The following is a 20777-nucleotide window of genomic DNA, read 5'->3' on the forward strand; positions in this document are numbered from 1 at the left end:
GATGCAACTCCATCTCGCGTGGTCTTCGGGGCGGGCATCGAGATATCCTAATTGCGGATATCGATCGAGCGTTACCCCGTCACCTTGCGCAGCGCCCGCACAATCGCCACCGGATCCGCCCCAAGCGCCTCGGACACCTCGATCAGCTCGATGACATCGAGGCGTCGTTCGCCGGTCTCGTATTTGGATACGAAGCTCTGTGGACGCCGCAGCAGCTTGGCCAGCGCCACCTGCGTCAGCCCCGCGGCGTTGCGCTTTCCGATCAGGATTTCCTGCAGCCGTGCCCGGCGGGGCGAGCGGCGCGAGCGGGGCATGGGCGGGCCAATCCGTCTGAACCGGCCATCTCGTTACAAACCTGATGCCGAATAACCCAAAATGGGATAGTTCAGGCTTCCGGCCGGGAGCGTCACCAATCGCTCAGCGCATCCCGGCCAAGCGCACCGATGTTCCATGGCGGGGGACGCAGAATGGCACTGGGCTTTCGACGGCGCATCAAGCTCGCGCCCGGCATCCATCTGAACCTCAGCACGAGCGGCGCGAGCGTCAGCGCAGGCGGACACGGCGCAACCGTCAACCTGAATTCCTCGGGCATCAGGACAACGCTAAGCGTTCCCGGGACAGGATTGTCCTACACTGAAGCCGTTCCATGGACGGTCTCCGCACGGCACGTCGCCAGCATCAGCATGCTCGAACTGATCACCACGCTACGGGCGATGGCGCAGGTTGAGGATCCGAGCATCCGCGACGAAGATCCGGTCACCCTCACCGTGACGCTGCCGCCAAGGCAGCCAGGCACCCAGATCGCCTCACCAGTGGTCCGGCCCGCGCCGCAGGGCGGCGGGTTCCTGCTCTTCATCCTGATCTTCCTGCCCATCTTCGTGCTCTGGGTCAGGGTGCTGCGCGGGCGTTGACGTTCAGTTCCACCGCATCAGGGCCTATGCCTGACCGTCCGGATGAGAGGGCGGGCAGGGGAGTAGCTGCGCAGCGTCACGGAGGAGCTTCCGGGCCTGGGCGTCCTTGCTGCCGTGCAGCAAACCATGACGCTAAGGGCGGATGTCGCGGAAGGCACTGCCGTCGGCCTCGGCTCCATCACGACGGCGGGTGAGATGCAGATCTACCCTGCCACAAAGCCGGTCCTCGCGCGGCCGAACGGGGAGGCCGCTGTTCGGGCCTATCTGGTAGATGTCGCATGACTGATCGCCGGCGAGTTGGCGTGGGCTCAAGGACGGACGGCATACACGAATCACTGACTTCCTCAAAAGGGGTCCGGGATGGGCGGCTGCGATCGAGCGGTTTCTGTCGGCTCTACGCGAGTATGGGGTGAGTCGTGCACTCAAGTGCAGATGTTATGAGCAGGCCAATCCGCCTGAACCGGCCGCCTCGTTACAAACCTGATGTCGAATAACCCAAAATGGGATATATCGGGCGGGCTGTCGCACCTGGCGACTTGTCTCGGCAGTACGGGTGTCCTTCCGATGGAGGTAGCGTGGCCTTGAATTTTCGACGTCGGATCAGGCTCGCCCGCGGCGTCCATCTGAATCTCAGCAAGAGCGGCGCCAGCCTGAGTGCCGGTGGACGGGGCACAACCGTCAACGTCAGCAGCAGGGGGCTGAGAACAACCCTCAGTGCCCCCGATACGGGGCTGTCGTATACAAAGATAGTTCCGTGGGAGCTGCCGGCGGCACGCGCGGCGACCATCAGGAACCAGGATCTCGTCACGGCATTGCGGGCCATGGCCCAGGTCCAGGATCCCACCATCAAGGACGACGACCCGATCACCCTGACCGTGACGTTGCCGCCAATGCGGTCCGGCACCGAGATCGTCTCGCCCGTTGTCCGGCCCGAGCCTCAGGGCGGCGGCTTCCTGTTCTTCGTCCTGATCTTCCTGCCCATGTTCATCCTGTGGATCCGCATCCTGCGCGCGCTTTAGGTTCGGGACGGTCTACCGAATGCGGGGTCGTCGTCCCGCCTGAACACCACGGCGTCGCGCCGCTGCGTGAATCACAGGATCCTGGCAAGCTGAACCACGCCGGGGCACGCGAGATGGTTGTAAGCACCTCGTCGCGGACAGCCGCGATCATGCCGGGTCGTCCCCGCAAGCCTTGAACCACATGCGCTCGCATCCATATGTCGCGTGCCCGACAGGGTCGAGACCTTTGGCCCTTGGTGGCCTGTAGCGCGAACCGGGTCTCGGAGCCTCCTCAGTTGCCCTTGAAGGGCAGCACGGAGTCGCTCGTCCACTCGAGACAAGGCTCGCGCCACATGACGACACCCGAGACCGACCAACCGCAGCCCGATCCTACCCTGTGCCGACGTCTTTCACGTCCAGGGCCACTGCCCGGTGCCGGCGCCGCCGGCCTCGAGATCGATACCCCCAACGGGATGGCCCCCAGCGCCGTGGCCGCTTCGGGGTCGGCAGCATGACGCACCCAACTGGAAGCCCGACGGAGGCCGACATCATATCGGCGTCGAGCGGAGAATCTGGCTCGGCGGACGAGCAAGATGGCGTTCCCGGCGACCGTGGCGTGCTGTTGGTCGATCCGACTGACCCGGCAGCGACCGCGGACCGACTGAGAGACATCCTGGCCAAGCAATCCGGGCTCTTCGATTTTGGCGGACCGGCTCTATTGGTCCGCGACCAGCACACCGATGAGCTTCTTGCCCGCCCCCTCGACGAAACTGGCGTCACCAGATTGGCGCACAAGGCGGCAGCTGCCATCGTAGCGGCAAAGGTGACGCGTAACGGCACCAAGAGCCTCGAGCGTGTGAAACTCCCCTCGGACGTCGTCCGCGTCTACCTGGGCATGCAGGGGGAGTGGCACCTACGCCCGTTGCGGGGCATCTCGGCGGCACCGCTGTTGAAGGTCGGCGGCACCATCCTGCCCGCCGCTGGCTATGACGACGCATCGCATATGTTCTGCGATGCGCAGCAGTCGCCGGATGTACCGCACATGCCAACACGGATTGAAGCTCGGCAAGCCCTCCGGCGATTGCGTGATGCCTTCGCGACCTTCCCATTCGCCGACGCCGTGCGGCAGGAAGATCCCGACAGCGGCTTGATGCTGGTCGATCTCGATGCGCCGATCGGCCTGGACGAATCCTGCTTCATTCACGGGCTGCTGACGGCTGTCTGCCGGCCGTCTCTGCCGCTTGCGCCCGGCCTGTTGATCCGGGCGCCGCTGCTTTCCGGCGCAGGGACCGGGAAAGGAAAGCTGGTCCGAGCGATCTGCGCAATCGCCTACGGCCGTCATCCGATGGCGATGACCGCCGGAACCACAAGGACGGAATTCGACCAGCGGATTGCGTCATCCCTCCTGGAGGCTCGCTCCGCCCTGTTTCTGGACAACATCAACTCCACCGCCCTTCGATCGGATCTGCTGGCCAGCATTTTGACAGAGGAGACGTGCGCGACCCGTCCGCTGGGCCGAAGCGGAGTTCGCCGCCTACACTCGACGACCTTCGTCGCCGTGACGGGGAATGGCGTTCAGCTATCGGAGGATCTGGCCCGCCGATTTCTCGTCGTCATGCTGGATGGTGGAAGCAGTGAGCCGGAGCGGCGCCGGTTCACACCGGGGTTCGACGATGAAATCCTAGAGGGTCGCGCGGTACTGCTGGCGGATGCCTTGACGATTTGGCGATGGGGCCAGCTCGAAGGTGCGAAAATGCCGCCTGGATCCCCCATCGGTTCCTATGAGGTCTGGTCCAGGCACGTTCGCGATCCACTCCTGGCTCTGGGCTGTCGCGATCCCGGTGACGCAATACGCCGGACGAAGGAACAGGATCCGGAACGCGACAGGACGACGGAAGTGTTCCGCCTCTGGTGGCGCATCCATGGCTCGATGCCGATCGCGGCCAAGGACCTCGCGCCGGAAATCCGACGCCTGCTCGACCCGCATGATCGAGGGCGTCAGGTCATCGTCGCCGCGCTTGTTCAGTGTGTCGGCACGCGGATCGGCTCACTGGTGATGACCGCGGCGAAGCCTCGAGGTCGATGGAGCACGACGACCTACGCCCTGCGCGATGAACAGCCCCTTGGTGGCGCGTACGTGGGTTCTGGTTCACGACGCTCGGATGGCGGAAAGCATAGGGGGCATAGGGGGCATAAGGGCCGTGACCTCGATAGGGAAGGACCCGGCAACTCCGAGGAAGACCCCCACTGCTCGGACCCCTACTGAGCCGCCGGGCACGCCGGCCGTAGCCTTGGGGCGCCGTATTCGACAGCGCGTCTGGAATGCCGGGCTCAACGTGGCGCGGTGATTCTGGAGGTATGGAGGGTCACCTCATGCCCGGGGTGCCACGCCTGTTCCGGAACTACGCCGCGGCGCCTTCGTCGCGGATCTTCACCCGCAGCGCGTCGAAGAACACGAGCGGGTAGACCGGCTCCAGCGGCCGCGCCTGCCAGGTCGCGATCTCGTCCAACACCGCATCGGTGACCGTGCTGATCAGGTCGGGTGAGACCTCGAAACCCATAGAGTTCCTGCAGGTGGCCCGCGATCTCGCACGTGCTCATGCCCCGCGCATACATCGAGATGATCTTGTCGTCGAAGCCGGGGAAGCGGCGCTGGTACTTCGCGATCAGCAGCGGGTCGAAGCTGTCCTGGCGGTCGCGTGGGACCTCCAGCGCCATCTCCAACTGGTCCAGCAGGCCACCCCGGTCGAACGCGGCGCTGGCTTCCGACCCGGACAGCAGCTAGTCCAGGATCGCGTCAGGGAACTGAGGCTCTTTCCGTGGGGCCATGGGGGCTCCTTCTTTCCCATCATGACCGGTCACACACGGAGTTCCCGACAGTCCATCCGTTGCGCGATCCAACATAGTCAAACGAGCCTGAGGGACCTGGCGCGGTGCTTCGGCGTCAATCCCAAAACCATCGCCAAATGGCGTAAACGATCCTCAGTCTCCGATCAGGCCACAGGCCCGAAGGCACCCCACTCAACCACCCTGTCCAGCGAACAGGAGGCCATCATCGTGGCCTTTCGCCGCCACACGCTGCTGCCCCTCGATGACTGCCTCTATGCCCTGCAGGCCACGATCCCGCAGCTGACGCAGTCCTCACTGCACCGCTGCCTGCAGCGACACGGGATCCCCCGCCTGCCGAAGTCGAAGGCGACAAGGTCACCAAGAGGGCGTTCAAGGCGTACCCTATCGGCTTCTTCCACATCGACATCGCCGAGGTGCAGACCGCCGAAGGCAAGCTCTATCTCTTCGTTGCCATCGACCGCACCAGCAAGTTCGCCTTCGTCCAACTGGTCGAGAGCGCCACGCGCGTCACGGCAGCTGCCTTCCTTGAGGCCTTCGTTGCCGGTGGCCAAACCTGCGCATCAGCGCGATCCGCCGTGCGGGAGAGACAGGTTGTGAGAGAGAAGATTGGAGCAGCGGTGGAAACCGGATTCCAACATTCTCTGGGCTTGTCGCCCGCCGACGAGCAACTCTGGAGGCGCAGCGTGCCCCGTAGAAGGTCTGCGAGTGGTGTCGCTGGGAAAAGCAGCGTGCGAAGGCAGCGCAGCAGACGTGATACGATGCCCTCGCCCCAGCCCGGGGCGCAGCGGAACAATCACATGAAGCTTGCCGTTGTCCAGCAACCGCCGGTCTACCTCGATCTCGAAAAATCCATGGCGCGCGCAGTCGAGCTTGTCGGTGAGGCAGCAGCCAAAAGCTGCGGCATGGTGGTGTTTCCCGAGGCCTGGCTTCCCGGCTATCCGACGTTCGTCTGGCGCCTGCCGCCGGGGGCTGGGATGGGCAAGACCGATGAGCTTTACGCCCTCTCGCAGGCGAACTCAGTCGACCTGAGCCGGGACGGGCTGCGACCGCTTCTGGACGCGGCGAGGGACCACGGGGTGGTCATCGTACTCGGATACCAGGAGGTCGATGGCGCGGTCAGCGGCAGCACTCTGTTCAACAGCTGCGCGATCATCGACGCGGACGGCAGGCTTGCGAACAACCACCGCAAGCTGATGCCGACGAATCCGGAGCGGATGGTCTGGGGCTTCGGCGACGGCTCTGGTCTGAATGTCGTGGACACCTCGGTCGGTCGCGTCGGGGCACTGATCTGCTGGGAAAACTACATGCCGCTGGCGCGTTACGCGCTCTATGCGCAGAACATCGACATCTACGTCGCCCCGACCTGGGACAGCGGCGAAACCTGGCTCGCGACGATGCAGCACATCGCGCGCGAGGGCGGCTGCTGGGTAGTCGGATGCGCGACGGCGTTGGAAGCATCCGACATCCCCGATGACGTGCCGTATCGCGACGAGCTTTTCCCGAACAAGGACGAATGGATCAACGCGGGCGACGCCGTCGTCTACAAGCCCTTCGGCGGCGTCATCGCAGGACCGATGCATCGAGAGAAGGGCCTGCTGTTCGCCGAGATCGATGTGGCGGCGGCGCGTGCCTCGCGGCGAAAGTTTGACGCGAGTGGGCATTATGCCAGGCCCGACGTTTTCACCCTTACCGTGAATCGAAAGAGGCAGACTCCTATTCGATTCGACTAAGCTTAGGACTCACTGATTGAACCAGAAGGTGACGTTTGCGGCGAGTGCGATGGCGCTGAAGAAGGTGTGGGCGCGGCAGTCGTACCGCATAGCGATGCGGCGCGAATCCTTGAGCCTGCTGAACATGATCTTGATGCGGTGGCGGTGGCGGTGGCGCTGGCGCAGGGCGTCGTGCGGGATCGGCTGCTTTCGGCTCCGCGTCGACGGGATGCAGACATATCCACTAATCGACACGCCGTCGCGGGCGCGACGGCTTCTACTTGCGTGATGGCCTCCGCTCGGCGAAGCACAATTCATTGCTCCCATTCCGCCGCGCAGGCCGCCTATGCTGCGGTGCAATGAGCCTGCGCCCGCCCACCTCCTTCGCCTTGGAAGCCATGCTCGATGCCATGCTTGCTGAGGGGCAGGTATCGCTCAATTGGCTCCTGGACCGGCTGGGCGACCGTTCGTTTGGTATCGTGCTTCTAGTTTTGGCGATCCTTGGTCTTCTTCCGGGTGTGTCGGCCGTGGCCGGCATACTGCTGATGGTCCCGGCGATGCAGATGATTCTGGCCCGCGGCAGACCGATGTTTCCCAACCGCGTTGGCGAACAGCACTTCGAGGCACACAGGCTTGCGAAGATGGTGCGTCGCGCGGTGCCTGTCATACGGTGGCTGGAGCGGTTCGTCCGCCCGCGATGGTATACGCCGTTCGAGGCGACGAAGCGAGTGGTCGGCGGCATCGTGCTGCTGCTGGGCGCCTGCCTTCTTGCCCCGGTGCCGCTGAGCAATGTCCTGCCCGCCCTGGTTATCACGCTGATCGCCTTCGCGTATCTGGAGGAGGACGGCGTGCTGCTCTGCGCCGCGCTGCTGGCCGCACTCTCCATCCTCGCGGCGACTGGCATCGTCATATGGGAAACGGCAAGTGCCACGGGCTGGGTGCCCGGCCTTCTCTGAGCGGGAGGCTGCGCGCGGCGAGGGACCGCAGTTGAAGGCAACACCGCAGGAAGGGGTCTCGTTGTGACAGTCATTGTCTCGGTGAAGATCAACGACGGCATCGTCATGGCCGCCGATAGCGCGGGTTCCATGGAGAGCGGACAGATCTACGCACACGCGCACAAGATCGCCAATCTATGCGAAGGCCTGTCCATAGGGGCCATGTCCACTGGATCGGGTGGCATCGGGAACGAGTCTGTCGAAACGCTCCTCAAGGACCTGCGGCGGCGCTTTGCCGGTCTCAGCGCGGACCACGGGGATTGGCGGCTCGATCCCGAAACCTATACGGTTGAACAGGTCGCAGACCGCTTGCGCAGCTTTCTCTTCGAGGAGAAGGCCGCGGTCTGTGCGGATCCGACGAACATCCAGCTGCGCGTCTGCGGCTACTCCGCCGGTCGCCCCCTGGCCGAGATCTGGGAAGTCAACCTGACGCAGCAGGCTTGCCCACCGCCGAGGCGCGTCATGGACGAGAACGGCTTTGGCGTGCTGTGGGACGGACAGTACGAAGCCTTGAATCGGCTCATCCTGGGTATCGGCTTCAACATCGACGCCGTCCTGATACGCCATGGCATGGCGCCGCAGCAGGCAGCCGACCTTCAAAAGAGACTGGTCAAGGATCTGTATGCGACGCTCGCCGTCCCGGCGATGCCGATCCAGGACGCGATCGACCTCGCGCGGTTCCTGGTCGAGACGACGATCGGCTTTGTCCGCTTCGCCGTCTTCCTGCCGAAATCCGTTGGCGGAGCGGTCGAGATTGCGACCATCACGAAGCATGAGGGCTTCCGCTGGGTGCAGCGGAAGAGCTTCCACCTGCCCGATGAGCCGCGGGAACGCTGACGACGCTTCAGGGACCTTGAGGTGCCGGTGCGGTTGCCATCAGCGGCCGTATATCCCTCGCGGAGCCGATCGACGACGCTGAGCGGCCTGGGGCGCGGCACCTTCGCCGCCTGGCGCCGTTTCCAGATCTCATTGAGCCGGATCTCGCCGCCGGCCGGGCGCTCAGGCGTCAGCCGCCGGCTGAAGATCTCCGCCGATCCGGGATGCCGTCCGATCAGGGCAATGCCGGCTTGCGGCAGCAGTTCCGCGATCAGCCGCAGCATGGCGTCGGCCACGCCGGGTCGAGCGCATCCGTCGCATCACCGAGCACAACCCAGCGCGGACGCAACAGCGTGATCCGCGCGAAGGACAGCAGCTGGATGTCCGCCGCGGTCAGCACGCGCGACCGGGGCGGGCCCCTTCGACCCGCCCCGAGACGACGCTCAGAAGTCCATCCCGCCCATGCCGCCCATGCCACCGCCAGGCGGGCCGCCGGCCGTGGGGTTGCGATCGGGCCGTTCGGCCACCATCGCTTCGGTCGTAATCAACAGTGACGCGATCGACGCGGCCCCTTGCAGGGCCGAGCGCACGACCTTGGTTGGGTCGATGATGCCCGCGGCCACCAAGTCCTTGTACTCGCTTAACTGTGCATCGTAGCCGTATTCGTAGGTGTCGGTGCGCAGCACTTCACCCGCAACCACGGCGCCGTCCTGGCCGGCATTCGTGGCGATCTGGCGAAGAGGCGACTGGATCGCGCGGCGCACGATCTCGATGCCGGTCTGCTCATCCGGATTTGACCCCTTGAGGCCCGCGAGCTTCACCGAGGCGCGCACGAGCGCGACGCCGCCGCCCGGGACGATGCCTTCCTCGACCGCGGCGCGGGTCGCATGCAGCGCGTCATCGACGCGGTCCTTGCGTTCCTTCACCTCGACCTCGGTCGAGCCACCGACGCGGATGATGGCAACGCCGCCGGCCAGCTTCGCCAGGCGCTCCTGCAGCTTCTCCCGGTCGTAGTCGGAGGTGGTCTCCTCGACCTGCGCCTTGATCTGGGCGATGCGGCCGTGGATCGCGTCCTTCTCGCCGGCACCGTCGATGATCGTGGTGTTGTCCTTCTCGATCCGCACGGTCCTGGCGCGCCCGAGCATCTCCAGCGTCACGCTTTCGAGCTTGATGCCGAGGTCCTCGCTGATCACCTGGCCGCTGGTCAGGATCGCGATGTCTTCCAACATCGCCTTGCGGCGATCACCAAAGCCCGGCGCCTTCACCGCCGCGACCTTCAGGCCGCCACGCAGCTTGTTCACCACTAGCGTGGCGAGCGCCTCGCCCTCGACATCCTCGGCGATGATCAGCAGCGGACGCGTCGATTGCGCCACGGCCTCGAGCAGTGGCAGCATGACCTGGAGACCGGACAGTTTCTTCTCGAAGATGAGGATGTAGGGGTTCTCGAGCTCGGCGATCATCTTCTCCGCATTCGTGATGAAATACGGGGAGACGTAGCCGCGATCGAACTGCATGCCCTCGACGATGTCGAGCTCGGTCTCGACGCTCTTGGCTTCCTCGACCGTGATCACGCCTTCCTTGCCGACCTTGTCCATCGCCTTGGCGATCATCTCGCCGATCTCCGCGTCGCCATTGGCGGAGAGCGAGCCGACCTGGGCGACCTCGGCCGAGGTGGAAATCTTCCGGCTGTTCGTCTCGAGGTCGGCGACAACGAGGGCGACGGCCTTGTCGATGCCGCGCTTGAGATCCATCGGGTTCATGCCGGCGGCCACGGCCTTGGCACCTTCACGGACGATGGATTGCGCCAGCACGGTCGCGGTGGTGGTGCCGTCGCCGGCGGTGTCGCTGGTGCGTGACGCCACCTCGCGCACGAGTTGCGCACCCATGTTCTCGAACTTGTCGGAGAGTTCGATCTCCTTGGCGACGGTCACGCCATCCTTGGTGATGCGCGGGGCGCCGTAGCTCTTGTCCAGCAGCACGTTGCGGCCCTTCGGGCCCAGCGTCACCTTCACGGCGTCGGCCAGGATATCCACGCCACGGATCATACGCTCGCGCGCCGAAGCGCCGAACTTCACGTCCTTAGCAGCCATTGTCTTCTACCTTTGCAAATCGGTTGTAAGCGGCCGTAGCGAAGCGGCGCCTTTGAGCCGTTTGCGTTCGACTGCGCTCACGCAACCCGCTCCAACCCCTTGTTTGAGCGAGCATCTTCACGCGCCTGACTGATTCCAGTCAGGCGCGATCTGCTCTAGGCGGCCTTCTTCGCGGCGGACACGCCTTCGAGAATACCCATGATGTCGCTCTCCTTCATGATCAGGAGTTCCTCGCCATCGAGCTTCACCTCGGTGCCGGACCACTTGCCGAACAGGATGCGGTCGCCGGCCTTCACGTCGAGCGGACGGATCTCGCCCTGTTCGTTGATGGCGCCGGCACCGACGGAGACGACTTCGCCTTCCTGCGGCTTTTCCTTGGCGGTGTCGGGGATGATGATGCCGCCGGCAGTCTTTTCTTCCGCGGTGACGCGGCGAACGAGAACACGGTCGTGCAGGGGACGGAAATTCATGCGGCCCTCTCCTTGAGCTTCTTGTGGATTGCCCCGCTGCGGTGACGCCGGCGCTGCCTTGGCAGCCGCTTGGCACTCTCACGGGCAGAGTGCTAATCAACTGGGCCTTCCCGACGCGAATGTCCATGATTCATTCGGAGCGCTCCTCGCCTGCGCGCTGGGACACGTTCTTCGATCCGGCGCAACTCTTGCTCAGCCATTCGTGTCACCGACAAGTCAGCATCGCTGAGTGTGCATCGGCAACGCGATCGCGCTGTGGTCGAAGCGAGCTAGCGGCCACGCCGAGAGCCTTCTCGTCTGAGCCAACGACAGTGCATCTCCCCCGACCGTCGCGCCGAGGGTTGTAGAGCATGGCTGGCCTCACCACTTGCTCAATTGTCACGATCGTCCGGTCCGGCCTGCCCCCTCCGCTCTCAGTCGAGCTCTGAGTTCGGTGCACGTTTCCCTACGAAGCTTGATCCGCTACGCGTTCTTGCGCGCCGGCAACGCGTTCAGAAGGATGCGCCGCAATGACTGTCGGCACTGTGAAATGGTTCAACGCGACGAAGGGATACGGGTTCAGCCAACCCGAAGACGGCTCGAAGGACGTGTTCCTACACGCTGCCGATGTTGAACGGGCAGGAATGGCAAGCCCCAAGGAAAGGCAGAAGCTCCAGTACGAGATTCAGCAGGGACAGCAAGGGAAGGTTTCCGCAGGCAATCTCAAGCTGACGTAGGGCGCACTGAATGCTGTTCTCCCACTGGTTGACGCCGAGGGATACACACGGACGAACGCCTTGCTTCGCCCAACTGGGCTTACCGCGTCAGCAAGCTTCGAAGTGCCGCCGTGCCGATCCGGGAGCGATGTGCAGGCTTGCCCTGATTTCAGCGGGCGCCAGCGGATAGAGATGTTGCGCCTTTGGCTCTCGTAAGCTTCGACTGACGCGCAGCTCCGAACGGTTCGCCCAACACTCGACCCGCAGCACGGGATGGAGGCTGCGCACGCCAGGCCTCCGATGTGATGCCCGAGGCGATTGTGCCGCCCCATGGGAACAGACCTCGCGCTCACGGGGACCATCACCATCCGCCAGGTGAATCATCAGCAGGAGCCGTGTCACGATGAGTCCTTCAGCCCCGCCGCTCCATCGCATTGCGTTCCTCGGCAATCATCCCCCACGTATGTGTGGCCTCGCCACCTTCACGGGAGACCTGCGTACTGCCGTCGCCAGTGCGGTACCCCGCGCCGAATGCTTCGTCATGGCGATGACGGAGACGGGTGCCAGTCACGCCTATCCGCCGGAGGTCTGGCTGCAGATCCCGGAGAACGACACGCGCGCCTATGGTCGCGCGGCCGAATTCCTTGGCGAGGTGAATGCCGACGTCCTCTGCGTCCAGCATGAGTACGGCATCTTCGGCGATCGCGACGGGGAACGGGTGCTGACCCTGCTCAAAGCTGCGACGATGCCGGTGGTCGCGACCCTGCACACCGTGCTGGACCGCCCCACGCGAGGCCAGTACCGCGTGATGGAGGAGGTGATCCGCCACGCCGATCGGCTCGTGGTGATGACCGAACGGTCACAGCGCATCCTGAGCAGCGTCCACGACGTCTCGGCCAACCGCATCACGGTGATCCCGCATGGCATTCCGGAGATTCCGGCTGAGAACCCGCCCGCCGGCCACAAGGCTGAGTTCAATGCCATTGGCCGGACGGTGCTGCTGACCTTCGGTCTGCTGTCACCCGGCAAGGGCATCGAACAGGCCATCCGCGCCATGCCCGCGATCGTCGCGCGCCGGCCGGATGCACTCTACCTCGTCGTCGGTGCCACCCATCCGAACATCCTGCGGCGCGCAGGCGAAGCGCATCGCGACTCCCTCAAGGCTCTCGCGGCGCAGCTTGGCGTCAGTGACCATGTGCGCTTCCTCGACCACTTCGTCGACTTGCCAACGCTGACGCGCGCCATCGCCGCGGCGGATATCTACCTCACGCCCTACCTGAATGAGGCGCAGAGCGTCTCGGGCACGCTCGCCTACAGCTTCGGTATGGGCAAGGCGGTGGTCTCGACGCCCTACTGGCATGCCGCGGAACTGCTGGCGGAGGGGCGCGGCGTGCTGGTGCCCTTCGCCGATCCGCCGGCCATCGCCGCCGCGGTGGTGGGGCTGCTCGCCGATCCTGACAGGCTGCAGGCGATGCGCGAAACGGCCTATGCGCTCGGACACGACATGCGGTGGTCGCGCATCGGCGAGCGTTACCGCGACGTGTTTGACCAGGTGCGACTGGAAGCGTCGCGTCGTGCCAAGCCGCGACAGCTCGCGGCGATGGCCAAGGCGGGTGGTGCCGGTGTCGTGGCACCGCTGCGCCGGGGCTTTGCGCCGCAGGGCGGTGTTGTCCCACCGGTGAGCCTTGCGCATCTCGCGCAGCTGCTGGACCCGACCGGCCTCGCGCAGCACGCGACGTTGGCGGTCGTCGACCGGGCGCATGGCTATTGTGTCGACGACAATGCCCGCGGGTTGATTCTTGCCACCCAGTTGACCGCCGGCCGCACGGCGCCGCCGCCTGCGGGCTATCTGTTCAGCATCACCGCAGCCTTCGTGCAGCACGCCTGGGATGCCGGCACTGGGCGGTTCCGCAACTTCATGGCCTATGACCGACGCTGGCTAGAAGCCGTAGGTTCCGACGACAGCCACGGCCGTGCGGTCTGGGCGATCGGCACTGTCGCGGCGAGAGCCGCCGACGCGTCGCATCGCGCCTGGGCCTATGGCCTGCTTGAACGGGCCGGGCCGCCGGTGCTAGCGCTGACCTCCCAGCGCGCCTGGGCCTTTGCCCTGCTGGGCATTCTCGAAGCCCTCGCGGCACGGCCGGAGGATCTGCGCCTTTCGCGGCTGCGGACGACCCTTGCGGAACGACTCTACGATCATCTGCGCGGCAATCGACGCCCGGGCTGGACCTGGTTCGAGGAGATCGTTTCCTATGACAACGCCCGCCTGCCACAGGCACTGATCGCCGCCGGCCATCAGGCTGGCCGGCTTGAATGGGTCACGCTCGGCATCGAGGCGCTCGAGTGGCTCTGTCAGGCCCAAACTGCCGACGGCGAGCACTTCCGCCCGATTGGCTCCGAGGGCTTCTGGCGTCGAGGTGACGAACGCGCGGTGTATGACCAACAGCCGCTTGAGGCTGCGGCCACCATCGGTGCATGCCTCGAGGCCTGGCGCGTGACCGGCGATGGCATCTGGCTCGCCGAGGCCCAGCGCGCCTTTACCTGGTTTCTCGGCGACAACGACCTTGGGCAGCCCCTTTACGATGAGAGCACCGGCGGGTGTTGCGACGGATTGCTGTGTGACCGCGTGAACGGAAACCAGGGTGCGGAATCGACGCTCGCCTTTCTGATGGCGTCGACCGAGCTTCGTGCTGCACTGGCGGCCGCGTCACCTAGCCTTGCTGACGGCTTCGTGCAGGTGGCAGAGTGACCAACGGCGATGCCGACCTGGTCAGGCTGCCGATCCTGATCGAACCCGACCCTGCCCGGGTCATCCTGCGTCCGTTTCTCTCTGCCCTTGATCCGCGGGATCTGCACCGGTCGGACCTGCTGCGCGCGACGCGCCTGATCGACCGGATCCTGGCGATGAACGTGGCGGCGGTTGAAGCGGAGCTCGCAACGACGCTGCGCGATTTCGGCGCGCGTCATGCCGACATTGCGATCACCTTCGCCGAACGGTACGCGCAGATTCGCGATCTGCTGGGCCTTGAAGACGACCCGGTTGAGGCAAGACGATTGCTGATCGGCGCCTTCTTCAGCAACGAGTACAGCTTCCAGTCCATCGCGCTGTTCAATCCGTCCATCGTCTCGCATCCAGACCAGACGGGGCTTGAGGCGGGCGAGCTGCGCTTTGTGATGAGTCTCCGTGCCACCGGCGAGGGCCACATCAGCTCGGTCTGCTTTTGCTCCGGTGTTGTCACAGGGGCAGGCGCGATCCGCCTTGATCCCCCTGGCCGTTTCGCCACGACGCCACGCCGCAGCACCGCGGCACGGCTGGCGGATGCGTATGACGTGACCTTTCCGCCCAGCACGGAACTTGGCGAGCGCGTGATCTTTCCGATCACGCAGCAGCAGCGCAACGGCATCGAGGATGCGCGCCTCGTCCGTTTCGTCGAAGACAATGGCCGCGCCACCTACTTCGCCACCTATACGGCCTATTCCGGGCGGGAGATCGCGCCCGAAATGCTGCGGACCGACGACTTCCGCCGCTTCTCCTTCATACCGCTGCGTGGGGATGCGGTCAGCAACAAGGGCATGGCGCTGTTCCCGCGTCGCATTGGCGGGCGCTATGCGATGCTGGCGCGGTCGGACGGCGAGACACTGCAGATCGTCCGATCCGACGATCTGCATGTCTGGAACGACGCGACGGAGATCCTCGCCGCTGCGCAACCTTGGGAATTCGTGCAGATCGGCAATTGCGGCAGCCCGATCGAACTGCCGGAAGGCTGGCTTGTCATCACCCATGGCGTGGGCCCGATGCGGCGCTACTGCATCGGCGCGGCGCTGCTGGACCTGAACGATCCAAGCCGGATGATAGCGCGGCTACGCGAGCCGATGCTGACGGCGATCAAGGGTGAGCGGGACGGCTATGTGCCGAACGTCGTCTATTCCTGCGGTTCGATGGTTCATGCCGGGCAGCTAATCCTGCCCTATGCGGCGTCGGATACCGCCACACGCTTCGCCGTGATGCCCGTGGCGGCGCTGCTCCACGCGATGGGCTGAGCAGGCTCAGCCCATCGCGAGGCACGGGCTCGGACCGGGCCCGGGATGCAGCAGGGCGACGGCCGTACCGGTGATCCATACCGCGTCGCCTGAGGCAGGGACGAACGCAGCCGTACCCCGCGGCAGCGCGCGACCGTCCAAGGTGACGCCGTCCGCAAGCGCCACCAGGATATGTTCGTGGCCGCCATCCGGCACAAGCGTGACACCGCCTGCCACGGCAAGCCGCTCCAGCACGAAGCGTGGGCCAACCGTCAGCGTCTGCCGTACCGCATTCGTCGCCGCGCCGATGACAACGCGGGACCTGCCGAGATCGGCGACCGACAAGGCGTCATCGATCTGTAGTGGGCGCGCCCGGCCATAGTCGTAGAGCCGGTACGTGACATCGATTGGATCCTGCACCTCGAGCAGCACCAGGCCGGCGCCAATCGCGTGCACCGTACCGGCGGGTATCAGGAGAGTATCGCCGACGCGAACCGCATGCTGGTGCATCAGCGAGAGTACCGTGCCATCGGCCGAGGCCGCGCGAAGCACGCTGGCGGTGACTGGTTCCTCGAAGCCGATCCAAACCTGGGCATCGGATGTTGCTTCCAGTATGTGCCAGGCCTCGTCCTTGCCGGAAGCGAACCTGCCCGACGCATGGGCTGCCGTGTCCGTCGGATGCACCTGCACCGACAGCGACGCCGACGTGAAGAGAAGCTTGGCAAGCAAAACGGGTCCGGTGCGGTCGGCATGGCAACGTGTGAGATTGTCGCCGAGCGTCCCGCCTGTCTCGATCTCGCAGTTGATGTCGCTCAGCCATGCTTCACCGATGGCCGGGCCGCTGGCCGTAGGGGCCGCTTCAATCCAGAGACCGAGGTCGCGACGGCCCCAGATTCTCTCGACCAGCGTGGGTATGATGCGCAGCGCCGTGTGGCTCATGCGTACCCGCATTCTCTTGAGATTGATGGCATTCGAATGAACTGGGGTGCATCGAACGCGAGAACAAGCACGCCGAGGTGCCGATCGTGCATCTCATCGCATCGCGGCTGATCGATCGGTCGGATCTGCTCGCCACGCGGGGCACGATCGATGGCCAAGTAGATGGCGGCTGGGCAGAGAAGACGCTCGGTCGCGCTGACGAAGTGAAGCGGCCCGAGCCGAGATTACGTCGCCCAAAGATGCCGGCGATGCGCGATTTCCGCTGAAATGCGAGTGCTGCGGAAGCAAGCGAACTGCTGCTGAAATCGCTTGGCCCTTCGAGTAGCAGATATCATGCTCGGCACGCGGTGAGGCAGACGACGATGAGCAAACATGTGAAGACACCGAACGCCGAGCGTGTGCCGGGCCGCAAGCCTGGGCCGGAGCTGCGCGACGAGTACCTGCGCATCTGGGACGCTGCCAGTGACAACGCCCGAAAGAAGCTGATCTTCTGTTCTCGAGCGGTGGCGATGGACGATGGTCTGGTTCCGCCTGGCACACCGCTGATGATCACCGACCGGGTGTTCTAGCGGCTCAGGGCAGCCCTCGCTTACGCGCGGCCACGGAGAGGGTCGCCGCACCCAGGTCAAAGGTGGCCGGCGAGATGTTCCTGGCCATGACGCGCACAGTGTTGTTGGACCACGCTGCGGTGTCGAGCTCGATGAAGCGCGTCGACGACACCAGCGCGGCATGGGCAAGGTCGCCCTGCCGGGCGCCGGGGATCATGACGTCGAGCAGGCTGGTTGCGCCAGGCGCGAGGCTAGGGAGGTCCCACGCCACCTCGGCGGCGAGCTCCCGCTGCCCGACCGGCAGGGTTGGCGTGCCGCAGATCAGCGCCGGCGCCGCCTCGGGCAGCCCGTAGAGCCGCAGCGCCTCGACCTCGATCTGCCCATCGAAGCCGACGATGCCGATCTGCGCGAAGGCCACCCCTGCGCCAAGCCGCACCGTCATACGCTTGTTCAGCGATGCATCGGCCATGGCCGCGCCGCCGGTCCAGGCCTTGGACGGGATGTTCCACAGCAGCGTGGTGATCGAGGCCAGCGCGTCGCCGGCGATGTTCTCCCGCACATTCGTCGCCGCATCGAAGCAGCGCACGAAGACCCGCAGCACGCGGGCCATGACACGGATGGGGAATTCGACCTGGTGCGCGCTCATGAATTCGAAGACCCGGACGGGGTCTTGTCCCTCGCGAATCAGGCCGCCGCCTTTGCCAAGATGTTGCGCTCCTGGCGTAGGCGATGGTTCTCGCGGCGGAGCTTGCTCAGCTCCTCTCGCTCGGCGCTGGTCGCGCCTCCGTCGCGGCGATCGTCGGCATCGCGCTCTGCCTGGCGGACCCAGTACGCGATCGACTGCGCGTTCGGCTCGAACTCACGGGCAAGGTCCTGCGGGGTTCGCCCGGACCGGACCAACTCCACAATATGCCGCCGGAACTCCGGCGGGTAGGGCACTCTGAACCTGGGCATCTCGGACACCTCCATCTCAAGCCTCGGGGCGTCCACGAAGGCGGGTCAACTTCAACTTCAGTCGAGCTCCTCGCGATCGTCGTTGACGATGCGCTCGATGTCGAACCTGACGGTGCGCTCCACGGCCTCGCCAACCGCCTTCGTGCGCACGCGCCAATGGCTGAAGAACCAGCACGCCGCGCTCTTCATGCCCACGCCGAACTCGCTCAGGCCGGACGCATCCGGCGGCACGACGGCAGGACGGAAGGCCCGGGGGAATTGCGGTCCGGCGAGGGGAACCACCAAGCCACCATCCGCGCCGCGTATCGCTTGCACTCCATCCCAGCGGCATATATCAATTCGATGAAATATCGAAAAAGCTGTGCCGGGACGCCCTCTCTCTAGAGAGGTTCTGATGCCGCCATCGGAGCCCAGGCACCACCACGCCATGCCGCTCCTTTGCCACTCGATGGAACACGATTGGAGGCAGGTATGTCGGACAGCGCTGCCGCAGAGCCTGCGGACTTTATCGGTCTTCTGAAACGGGCCGCGGAAGCCATCAAGGCAACCGCAGAGGCCATCCAGGCCGTTGAGCATACCCTGTCCATCTTCGAGCGATCAGCGACTCTGGAAATTCGCAATACGACCGGCCGCAAGCTGCTGCTCTTCGACCATGTGCACGACCACGGGGGATTTTCCCCCGGCCCCGAACCGGTAATCGAGGCCAACCATTCGGCAGTGCTTGGAACCAGGAGCAGTGGCTTCGCCACGGGAACTGAAGGCTCCGCGCGATACAACGTCGATGGGACGAACATCTTCTTTCGGATCGATTGGACTATCCCCTTCTTCGGCAGCAACGAAGCCGGCGCGTCGCTGGAAGGGGAATCCTCCGACAGACTCGTCATTCACGCCATTGGAGCAAACGGCAATACGAACGTGCCGTTGAAGTTCCTGATCGGTGAGAAAGCGGCGTTGGGCCCGTCGCAGCGGGACTGGCGGATGTGCGATAAGTGCAAGTGCCTGTACTTCGCTCCGGGAACCGAAAAGAGCGACTGCCCCGCCGGAGGGCGACATTCCCATACTCCAACGGGCCGCAATTTCCGTCTGCCCCAAGGAGTGCCGGGTATCTCGTTCCAGGCAAAATGGCATCGTTGCGTGCGGTGCGAGGGGCTGCACTTCAATGGCATACCGAACCAGAAGGGGAAGTGCCCGGCGCCGGCAAAGCCGATCCATTCGCAGGACGGCACCTTTGTCCTGACGCATACGGGCGTCGAGAGTCTGCCCAGCGATGAAACGACGGAAGCGGGTTGGCGCTTCTGCATAGATTGCTTCGGGCTCTATTCTGAGCCGACGAACGAGGAAGGCTGCCCGGCCAATAACAATAGGCCACACACACGCTTTCCCGACCCCGGGGGCCTGCAGCTTCCCTTCGATCATCCGCTCGCCGGGATTGCTGATAAGCGTGCCTTCAACTACCGGCTCCAGCACGGCGTCCTCACTGATTCCTCCGACCATTCGATAGGATGGCGCCGCTGCCGGAAATGCAGTGTTCTGTTTTTTGAGCCTGAGATTGAGAACAGCAACTGCTCGCTCGGAGATCTGCACGAACCGGCGAAGGGCGGCTCGATCTTCCAGATATCGACGGTCGAGCCTTCGCAGGGCGAGTTCCTGCGCGGCTGGACAAAGTGCGGGCGGTGCAGGGGCCTCTTCTTCCCGATCCGGTCAGTGGATCGAGGGGGACAATGTCCGCAGCCAAACCGGCCTGACTTCCGCCTTGGGCATAAGCCGAGCAGCCTGGAGTTCCATCTGCCGCACGACATCGATGGCCCGGGACAGAGCGGGTGGCGGTTCTGCCAGAAGTGCTTCGGTCTCGTCTTTGAGCCGGAGCTTTCTGACGCGATCCCCTGTCCGGCGGGCGGCCCGCACGAGCCCAGGGACGTCGAGGGGGTCAGTTTCCGCCTCAGTTCCTGACCCCGTCCCCATATTCGCGGCCCTATCCCATGCGGGAGGACGCCAAGTTTTCGGGGTGATCTGAGAGGCGACGATCAAGCGTCGCTTTCACTGTCGCCGCTGGCTGGTATCGTCGCGGCAGGGGACCCGGACCTTCAAGCGCGGGGACCGCTGGAGACGCCGCACGGTGGGGCGGATCGAGGGCGGTGGTGGGGATGGCGGCGAACCCGCCGGCGCCCACCAGGCTGGCCGTCATCGAGCCGGCCGCATGGTTGGAGGCGGGTGCGGAGGTGACGGCGCCGCAGCCGCCGCCCGGCTCACGGGATACGCCGCTTCACCACCTGCACCGCCAGCGGCGCGGCGGCGAGATCTACCCTCGACGCGCTGACGTTCCGTGCCGTCACGTGCACGCTGTTGTTCGACCACACATGGCAATCCAGCACGAACGCGATGCTGCTGGTGTCCAACGATGCGTCGGCGAAGTCTGCCCGCCGCGCCCCAGGCACCGTCACGTCGACATTGGCCGTCGTGCCGGCAGCGAGGCTCGGCAGGTCCCGGCTGGTCTTCAGTGCAATGGCCTGCGTCCCGGCCGGCAGCGATGGGCAACCATAGAGGATCGACGGCGCATCCTCCGGCAACCCGTAGAGACGCAGCGCCTCAACCTCGATCTGCCCATCGAAGCCAACGATGCCGATCTGCGGGAAGGCTGCAGAAAGCAACAAGATGATCGCGGCCTTCGCTTGGCTTCGCGGTGCTTAAGAGCGAACGGTTGTTCGCGCGGAGAGCACCGCGCTGCCCCGCTGTGGTTCACGTCGCGGGGCTCGGGCCGGTAGCACCCGGATCGTCGGGTGCT

22 protein-coding genes and 2 pseudogenes are annotated in these 20777 nt (G+C 64.9%); 14 read left to right on the forward strand and 10 right to left on the reverse strand.

Going from position 1 to position 20777, the window contains the following annotated elements:
- Window positions 1–71: 71 nt before the first annotated feature.
- Window positions 72–314, reverse strand: coding sequence for a helix-turn-helix domain-containing protein (locus AC2YHJ_RS25575; RefSeq protein WP_487399014.1), 243 nt, complete (start codon window positions 312–314; stop codon window positions 72–74).
- Between the two features lie 153 nt (window positions 315–467).
- Between AC2YHJ_RS25575 and AC2YHJ_RS25580 the strand changes: the two genes are divergently transcribed.
- The 4 genes from AC2YHJ_RS25580 (at window position 468) to AC2YHJ_RS25595 (ending at window position 4175) form a co-directional block, all read left to right on the forward strand.
- The gene (locus AC2YHJ_RS25580) at window positions 468–911 is read left to right on the forward strand and encodes a DUF4236 domain-containing protein (RefSeq protein ID WP_487399015.1); all 444 of its coding nucleotides are present in this window, start codon (window positions 468–470) and stop codon (window positions 909–911) included.
- A 126-nt stretch (window positions 912–1037) separates the two neighbouring features.
- A complete protein-coding gene (locus AC2YHJ_RS25585; protein WP_487399016.1) occupies window positions 1038–1193 on the forward strand; it encodes a hypothetical protein in 156 nt (51 codons plus the stop codon).
- A 293-nt stretch (window positions 1194–1486) separates the two neighbouring features.
- Window positions 1487–1930: a DUF4236 domain-containing protein gene (locus tag AC2YHJ_RS25590; RefSeq protein WP_487399017.1), complete on the forward strand. Its 444-nt coding sequence runs from the start codon at window positions 1487–1489 to the stop codon at window positions 1928–1930.
- 490 nt (window positions 1931–2420) lie between these two features.
- The gene (locus tag AC2YHJ_RS25595; protein ID WP_487399018.1) at window positions 2421–4175 is read left to right on the forward strand and encodes a hypothetical protein; all 1755 of its coding nucleotides are present in this window, start codon (window positions 2421–2423) and stop codon (window positions 4173–4175) included.
- Between the two features lie 148 nt (window positions 4176–4323).
- On the opposite strand, the pseudogene AC2YHJ_RS25600 reads toward AC2YHJ_RS25595, so the two are convergent.
- A pseudogene (locus AC2YHJ_RS25600) lies at window positions 4324–4690 on the reverse strand (transposase); the annotation flags it as partial.
- A gap of 69 nt (window positions 4691–4759) precedes the next feature.
- Between AC2YHJ_RS25600 and AC2YHJ_RS25605 the strand changes: the two are divergent.
- The 4 genes and pseudogenes from AC2YHJ_RS25605 to AC2YHJ_RS25620 form a co-directional block, all read left to right on the forward strand.
- A pseudogene (locus AC2YHJ_RS25605) lies at window positions 4760–5301 on the forward strand (transposase family protein); the annotation flags it as partial.
- A gap of 255 nt (window positions 5302–5556) precedes the next feature.
- Entirely contained in the window at window positions 5557–6489 is a 933-nt protein-coding gene (locus tag AC2YHJ_RS25610) for a carbon-nitrogen hydrolase family protein (RefSeq protein ID WP_487399035.1), read from the forward strand.
- Window positions 6490–6827: 338 nt separating this feature from the next.
- Window positions 6828–7424 (forward strand): exopolysaccharide biosynthesis protein, encoded by a 597-nt coding sequence (locus tag AC2YHJ_RS25615; RefSeq protein WP_487399019.1) that lies wholly within the window; start codon window positions 6828–6830, stop codon window positions 7422–7424.
- A 63-nt stretch (window positions 7425–7487) separates the two neighbouring features.
- Entirely contained in the window at window positions 7488–8300 is an 813-nt protein-coding gene (locus tag AC2YHJ_RS25620; RefSeq protein ID WP_487399020.1) for an Ntn hydrolase family protein, read from the forward strand.
- Window positions 8301–8550: 250 nt separating this feature from the next.
- On the opposite strand, the gene AC2YHJ_RS25625 is transcribed toward AC2YHJ_RS25620, so the two are convergent.
- The 3 genes from AC2YHJ_RS25625 to groES form a co-directional block, all read right to left on the reverse strand.
- On the reverse strand, window positions 8551–8679 hold the full coding sequence (locus AC2YHJ_RS25625) for a hypothetical protein (protein ID WP_487399021.1): 129 nt from the start codon (window positions 8677–8679) through the stop codon (window positions 8551–8553).
- Between the two features lie 43 nt (window positions 8680–8722).
- Window positions 8723–10369, reverse strand: a complete 1647-nt coding sequence (gene groL / locus AC2YHJ_RS25630) for a chaperonin GroEL (RefSeq protein WP_487399022.1) — start codon at window positions 10367–10369, stop codon at window positions 8723–8725.
- Window positions 10370–10524: 155 nt separating this feature from the next.
- Complete coding sequence (groES, locus tag AC2YHJ_RS25635; protein ID WP_487399023.1) at window positions 10525–10839, reverse strand: co-chaperone GroES; 315 nt, start codon at window positions 10837–10839, stop codon at window positions 10525–10527.
- A gap of 509 nt (window positions 10840–11348) precedes the next feature.
- Between groES and AC2YHJ_RS25640 the strand changes: the two genes are divergently transcribed.
- The 3 genes from AC2YHJ_RS25640 to AC2YHJ_RS25650 all read left to right on the forward strand — a co-directional run bounded on the left by AC2YHJ_RS25640 (window position 11349) and on the right by AC2YHJ_RS25650 (window position 15575).
- Window positions 11349–11555, forward strand: a complete 207-nt coding sequence (locus AC2YHJ_RS25640) for a cold-shock protein (protein WP_487399024.1) — start codon at window positions 11349–11351, stop codon at window positions 11553–11555.
- A gap of 442 nt (window positions 11556–11997) precedes the next feature.
- Entirely contained in the window at window positions 11998–14283 is a 2286-nt protein-coding gene (locus AC2YHJ_RS25645) for a glycosyltransferase (RefSeq protein ID WP_487399025.1), read from the forward strand.
- On the forward strand, window positions 14280–15575 hold the full coding sequence (locus AC2YHJ_RS25650) for a glycoside hydrolase family 130 protein (RefSeq protein WP_487399026.1): 1296 nt from the start codon (window positions 14280–14282) through the stop codon (window positions 15573–15575). Before AC2YHJ_RS25645 ends, AC2YHJ_RS25650 begins: the two co-directional genes overlap by 4 nt.
- Before the next feature lie 6 nt (window positions 15576–15581).
- Here AC2YHJ_RS25650 and AC2YHJ_RS25655 read toward each other — a convergent pair whose 3' ends face one another.
- Window positions 15582–16493 carry a class I mannose-6-phosphate isomerase gene (locus AC2YHJ_RS25655; protein WP_487399027.1) on the reverse strand — a complete coding sequence of 304 codons (912 nt, stop codon included), beginning with the start codon at window positions 16491–16493 and terminating at the stop codon, window positions 15582–15584.
- A 77-nt stretch (window positions 16494–16570) separates the two neighbouring features.
- Between AC2YHJ_RS25655 and AC2YHJ_RS25660 the strand changes: the two genes are divergently transcribed.
- Window positions 16571–16759: a hypothetical protein gene (locus AC2YHJ_RS25660; RefSeq protein ID WP_487399028.1), complete on the forward strand. Its 189-nt coding sequence runs from the start codon at window positions 16571–16573 to the stop codon at window positions 16757–16759.
- A 96-nt stretch (window positions 16760–16855) separates the two neighbouring features.
- Entirely contained in the window at window positions 16856–17062 is a 207-nt protein-coding gene (locus tag AC2YHJ_RS25665; protein ID WP_487399029.1) for a hypothetical protein, read from the forward strand.
- A gap of 4 nt (window positions 17063–17066) precedes the next feature.
- Here AC2YHJ_RS25665 and AC2YHJ_RS25670 read toward each other — a convergent pair whose 3' ends face one another.
- Genes AC2YHJ_RS25670 through AC2YHJ_RS25680 form a run of 3 tightly spaced genes read right to left on the reverse strand, consistent with a single transcriptional unit; the run spans window position 17067 to window position 18277 of the window.
- On the reverse strand, window positions 17067–17687 hold the full coding sequence (locus AC2YHJ_RS25670; RefSeq protein WP_487399030.1) for a hypothetical protein: 621 nt from the start codon (window positions 17685–17687) through the stop codon (window positions 17067–17069).
- Between the two features lie 38 nt (window positions 17688–17725).
- Window positions 17726–18010 carry a transposase gene (locus AC2YHJ_RS25675; protein ID WP_487399031.1) on the reverse strand — a complete coding sequence of 95 codons (285 nt, stop codon included), beginning with the start codon at window positions 18008–18010 and terminating at the stop codon, window positions 17726–17728.
- Between the two features lie 42 nt (window positions 18011–18052).
- Window positions 18053–18277: an ATP-binding protein gene (locus AC2YHJ_RS25680; RefSeq protein ID WP_487399032.1), complete on the reverse strand. Its 225-nt coding sequence runs from the start codon at window positions 18275–18277 to the stop codon at window positions 18053–18055.
- A 189-nt stretch (window positions 18278–18466) separates the two neighbouring features.
- On the opposite strand from AC2YHJ_RS25680, the gene AC2YHJ_RS25685 reads away from it, so the two are divergent.
- A complete protein-coding gene (locus tag AC2YHJ_RS25685; protein ID WP_487399033.1) occupies window positions 18467–19945 on the forward strand; it encodes a hypothetical protein in 1479 nt (492 codons plus the stop codon).
- A gap of 296 nt (window positions 19946–20241) precedes the next feature.
- On the opposite strand, the gene AC2YHJ_RS25690 is transcribed toward AC2YHJ_RS25685, so the two are convergent.
- The gene (locus AC2YHJ_RS25690; RefSeq protein ID WP_487399034.1) at window positions 20242–20646 is read right to left on the reverse strand and encodes a hypothetical protein; all 405 of its coding nucleotides are present in this window, start codon (window positions 20644–20646) and stop codon (window positions 20242–20244) included.
- Window positions 20647–20777: the final 131 nt, after the last annotated feature.

The sequence above is a fragment of the Roseomonas sp. SRI_022 genome, from assembly GCF_057586215.1.

Excerpts from the sequence above, each read along its gene's own strand:
- AC2YHJ_RS25615 (WP_487399019.1), top strand. The coding sequence starts at position 6,828 with ATGAGCCTGCGCCCGCCCACCTCCTTCGCCTTGGAAGCCATGCTCGAT.
- AC2YHJ_RS25645 (WP_487399025.1), top strand. The coding sequence starts at position 11,998 with ATGTGTGGCCTCGCCACCTTCACGGGAGACCTGCGTACTGCCGTCGCC.
- AC2YHJ_RS25670 (WP_487399030.1), bottom strand. The coding sequence starts at position 17,687 with ATGAGCGCGCACCAGGTCGAATTCCCCATCCGTGTCATGGCCCGCGTG.
- AC2YHJ_RS25585 (WP_487399016.1), top strand. The coding sequence starts at position 1,038 with ATGACGCTAAGGGCGGATGTCGCGGAAGGCACTGCCGTCGGCCTCGGC.
- groES (WP_487399023.1), bottom strand. The coding sequence starts at position 10,839 with ATGAATTTCCGTCCCCTGCACGACCGTGTTCTCGTTCGCCGCGTCACC.
- AC2YHJ_RS25640 (WP_487399024.1), top strand. The coding sequence starts at position 11,349 with ATGACTGTCGGCACTGTGAAATGGTTCAACGCGACGAAGGGATACGGG.
- AC2YHJ_RS25595 (WP_487399018.1), top strand. The coding sequence starts at position 2,421 with ATGACGCACCCAACTGGAAGCCCGACGGAGGCCGACATCATATCGGCG.
- groL (WP_487399022.1), bottom strand. The coding sequence starts at position 10,369 with ATGGCTGCTAAGGACGTGAAGTTCGGCGCTTCGGCGCGCGAGCGTATG.
- AC2YHJ_RS25575 (WP_487399014.1), bottom strand. The coding sequence starts at position 314 with ATGCCCCGCTCGCGCCGCTCGCCCCGCCGGGCACGGCTGCAGGAAATC.
- AC2YHJ_RS25665 (WP_487399029.1), top strand. The coding sequence starts at position 16,856 with ATGAGCAAACATGTGAAGACACCGAACGCCGAGCGTGTGCCGGGCCGC.
- AC2YHJ_RS25685 (WP_487399033.1), top strand. The coding sequence starts at position 18,467 with ATGTCGGACAGCGCTGCCGCAGAGCCTGCGGACTTTATCGGTCTTCTG.
- AC2YHJ_RS25675 (WP_487399031.1), bottom strand. The coding sequence starts at position 18,010 with ATGGAGGTGTCCGAGATGCCCAGGTTCAGAGTGCCCTACCCGCCGGAG.
- AC2YHJ_RS25610 (WP_487399035.1), top strand. The coding sequence starts at position 5,557 with ATGAAGCTTGCCGTTGTCCAGCAACCGCCGGTCTACCTCGATCTCGAA.
- AC2YHJ_RS25580 (WP_487399015.1), top strand. The coding sequence starts at position 468 with ATGGCACTGGGCTTTCGACGGCGCATCAAGCTCGCGCCCGGCATCCAT.
- AC2YHJ_RS25655 (WP_487399027.1), bottom strand. The coding sequence starts at position 16,493 with ATGAGCCACACGGCGCTGCGCATCATACCCACGCTGGTCGAGAGAATC.